The organism is Bacteriovorax sp. DB6_IX, assembly GCF_000447775.1.
In the GTDB taxonomy this organism is placed as follows: Bacteria; Bdellovibrionota; Bacteriovoracia; order Bacteriovoracales; family Bacteriovoracaceae; genus Halobacteriovorax_A.
This window is the reverse complement of the sequence record NZ_AUNJ01000153.1, coordinates 1-209: the sequence shown is the minus strand read 5'-3', so window position 1 is coordinate 209 and position 209 is coordinate 1. Positions and strand designations below refer to the sequence as shown.

The window sequence follows — 209 nt, the reverse complement described above, 5'->3', positions numbered from 1 at the left end:
GCTCTTAACTGCTTTTGATCAGCAAATTAAGAAATTAAAAACACGAGAGCTACAGGTTGAACAAGTCTTAAAGCAGAAGACGAATCCTAAAAATATTCTTTCGGCCTTATCTAAAATTGTACCGGAAGATCTTTGGTTCGATAAAATGTCGATAAATAAAGAGAAGAGGCTCTTCTTAGAGGGGGGAGCGGTTTCATATAGAAGTGTAG

At 36.8% G+C, this 209-nt stretch carries 1 protein-coding gene; it reads left to right on the top strand.

What is annotated here, in order from left to right:
- A partial coding sequence (locus M901_RS04630; protein ID WP_034720378.1) for a PilN domain-containing protein occupies nucleotides 1-209 on the top strand: 209 nt, incomplete at both ends.